We start from the raw sequence: 3,183 nt of genomic DNA, 5'->3' as shown, positions 1-3,183 counted from the left end.
GAGTTCAGTTAATTAATTTGGCTATAGCGTTGACAACCTATGAATTTGTATTGATCAATACTTTTACCAAAGTAACCTGCCCTAGAGTGTCTCAGAAGATACAAAGGGTTAGTCTTTTAAGCTGTCTCGTTTATGCCTGCGGCAGCGATCGCTACAGTAGATCACATCCTCCCAAACCTTTTCCCACTTCTTCCGCCAGGTGAAAGGGCGACCACACACGGGGCAGATTTTCTGAGGTAAGTCTTGTTTCTTGGGCTTATTTTGTTTCATCAACTTCTTACCCCCAGCAGAATCACCAAGGCATCCCCACTGATCGGCTCTGTTACGTCTGCTGCACGAAAGTATTAAACTACGTTGTCTCGCGGCTCCGAACTCCTGCGAACGCGCTCAAGAAATTCAGGATAATTTTCTAAGTCCTCTGGAGACTGCAAAGGTGGCATCTCCACCCAAGTAGCTTCTGCATGTAACTTGTCCACGTAGGCGTAAAATGCTTCTTGATCATCCCGATGAGCCAGTACGTAGGCATGTAACTCTTTCTGACTCATTGCCTGAAAGTTAGGTTTGTTCATTGCACATACCTCCATCTACCGTTGGGATATATCTCAATAATATTCTCCTTGCCTGCCAAGAAGAACACATTCCCTGTTCGCTCATCTATACGAACCACATTTACAGGCAAGTAAAGCTTGGTGAACCAGCAGCACAAAGTAAAGCACTGAGTCTTTTGTTCTGATGTCGGAATAGCTTTTCCTCCTCATCACCGCTCATCGCCCAGAGTATAGTACCTTCGGGATGAACGAAGTTATGGGTAGATCACTTCATCACCCGAGGGCAGGACATTGATCGCCTCACCACCAACCCCAACGTTAAACATCTTGCTACCAAAATTACTGCGCTGTTTTATTCGCACGCGCCCAAACATCAACTAAACCCAGCATTCCACCAGCACCCAAACCCTTAGTTACTTTTACAACATCTTGATAGCTGTCAAATTTTTTATGCTCCTTCTGGTTTCGGGCATTGTAAATTGCTTCGATTTTATCCTTTTGAATGCCATAGCGCGATAGTTGCTCAATTAAGACTTGCTTTTCTAAAGTATTCAGCAAGTCTAGTAAATCCAGTTTTTGTTTCTCTTGAAAATTCTTATCAATTTGAATGAAGCGATATTCATGGTCACGTTTTGTCTGAAATAATATTTCTCTAATTTCACTCAGCCTCATTTCAAAGCTAGTGATCCAGTCACTATTTCTTTCTTGATTTGTAGATTTAGGAACTGTTGAACTTTGTTGATTAGAATCGTCACTAAGTTTATTCGAGTCATTTAGAACCTGAATTTGCTTTTGTATAACTGCCTCATTTTTTGATGAAATTACAAATGCATTTACCGTTTCACCTTGCTGAGGATTTTTTTCTCTTGCTCTAACAGCAGCATAGTACTCTAAATGACCATCAAGAACCAAATAGCTATCAATTTCATTTTGCTTCAGAATCAAGGGTTTAAGAATTCCACCACTTTCTAAAATCAAATCAGCTAATTTCTCAATTTCTGCCTCCGAAAAATTTGAGCGTAGTACATTAGACTTAATCTCTTTAACGTCAACTTTTGCAAAGCTTGTCATCAAATCTTCTCCATTTTTTCTAGAACTTCTATAGCTAAAGCCTCAAATTCTCCGGCAGATTTGTTTGCGTCGGAATGCTTTTCAGCGAAATCAAGTATGGATTTTGGCTCAGGTACTTCTAAGTCGCCTACAGAGATAGTCTGGTTAAGACAATGTGATAGAGCAGTTCTATCAAAAATTATTGAATCCATAACAGGAAATTTGTAATGCTTAACTATAGTTTCCTTCTGCCTGGGGAAAGTTTTATTGAAGGCTTGTGAGTTAGTTGAAATTTTCGAAGGAAGTACACCCATTACTTTAATAGGTTGCCTACCCAAGCTCTCTCTAAATTCATCAATTTCTTCGATAAATGTGCGGACGCTAGACAAACCTTGATTTGCAAATGGCTTTAAATCTGACGGAATAATTAGATAGTGGGCTGCAATAATAGCGACTTGAGCATAGATATCTCGCGACGGAGGTGTATCAATGACTACAAAATCATACTTATTTTCTTCACGTTTCAACTTCTTGATCAATCGAGTTTGGCTCGCTTTAACTTGGTTCAACTCATATTGACCTTCAATTAAACTGATGTGAGAAGGAACAACATCGATTTCGGGAGTATTGAAGAAGTTAGACTGACGTGAAACATCCTGAATAAAATTGAAGTCGGCAGATTTAAGGATATGAAAAACGTTATTGTCTCTCAAGTTGTCGTCTTCTTCAAATTGGAACTTAATTAAACCAGTAGCAAACGTAGAATTAGCTTGCGAATCTAAATCAATCAGCAGTACACTGTGTCCTTTCTTTCGTAAGGCAGAAGCAAGATTCACAGATACCGTTGTCTTACCAACTCCACCCTTATTGTGATAAATCGCAATAATTTTCATATAGTTGTGTTTTTGTTGCTTACTTTTCGTATCTTGAGCTACCTTCTCTCTAGGTTGTCTTTGTTTTATAGACTCCCTACCTACTATGGCGTTGATCTCAGCAATTCTGTCTGTAATCTCTTCCCCAGAACACTTGAATATAATCTGAATATCATTGTCAGATCTTTCGTATATTCTTAATTCTTTTCCATTGGTTAATAATCCATACTTTGTGTGAAGAGCGATTAAATACTGTTTAAGACGACGAACATACAGGTTTAAGCTATGACGAGGACTTTTCGCCTCTATGACTAAGCTCAAAGGAGAATTAGTGTCAAGCGTGAACGGTAGCACCTGTGCAGCAAAGGCTATGAAGTCAAGGCGAATGCTACCTAATGCCACCTCTTGATGCCAGTCTTCTTGTCTATATCCTAATGCTGGGAGCAAGTATTGAACGATTAGCTTGCTTTCAACTTCACTTTCATTACGACAATAGCTAGGATTAAAGTTCAACGCTTAGACCTCTACTGCTTTGTAGTCTTCAGAACTATTTCGAGAGCATAGATCAAGAATTCCCACAGGTCCGCTGGCATATCACTCAAGTCCTAGAACAAAGTCAAAAATCTGGTGGGCCATCTGGAGTTTGCTGCACGGTTCAATCTGGACTTGGCGACCCTGGCGATCTAAAAAAATTGCCTGGTTTTGTTTGCTGG

General features: G+C 39.8%; 5 protein-coding genes. All 5 read right to left on the bottom strand.

The genetic code is table 11. The annotated features are described in order from the left end of the window. Positions 1–108 precede the first annotated feature (108 nt). Positions 109–270, bottom strand: a complete 162-nt coding sequence (locus ACEW80_RS06845) for a DUF2256 domain-containing protein (RefSeq protein ID WP_373525878.1) — start codon at positions 268–270, stop codon at positions 109–111. 74 nt (positions 271–344) lie between these two features. Then, entirely contained in the window at positions 345–569 is a 225-nt protein-coding gene (locus ACEW80_RS06840) for a hypothetical protein (RefSeq protein ID WP_373525877.1), read from the bottom strand. After that, complete coding sequence (locus tag ACEW80_RS06835) at positions 566–679, bottom strand: hypothetical protein (protein ID WP_373525876.1); 114 nt, start codon at positions 677–679, stop codon at positions 566–568. The genes ACEW80_RS06840 and ACEW80_RS06835 overlap by 4 nt, the downstream gene beginning before the upstream one ends. Before the next feature lie 208 nt (positions 680–887). Continuing rightward, on the bottom strand, positions 888–1,619 hold the full coding sequence (locus ACEW80_RS06830; RefSeq protein WP_373525875.1) for a hypothetical protein: 732 nt from the start codon (positions 1,617–1,619) through the stop codon (positions 888–890). Beyond that, on the bottom strand, positions 1,619–2,983 hold the full coding sequence (locus ACEW80_RS06825; protein ID WP_373525874.1) for an AAA family ATPase: 1,365 nt from the start codon (positions 2,981–2,983) through the stop codon (positions 1,619–1,621). The genes ACEW80_RS06830 and ACEW80_RS06825 overlap by 1 nt, the downstream gene beginning before the upstream one ends. Between the last annotated feature and the right edge of the window lie 200 nt (positions 2,984–3,183).

This window comes from Nostoc sp., from assembly GCF_041747015.1.
Classification (GTDB): domain Bacteria; phylum Cyanobacteriota; class Cyanobacteriia; order Cyanobacteriales; family Nostocaceae; genus Nostoc.
This window is presented reverse-complemented; position numbering and strand designations above follow the sequence as displayed.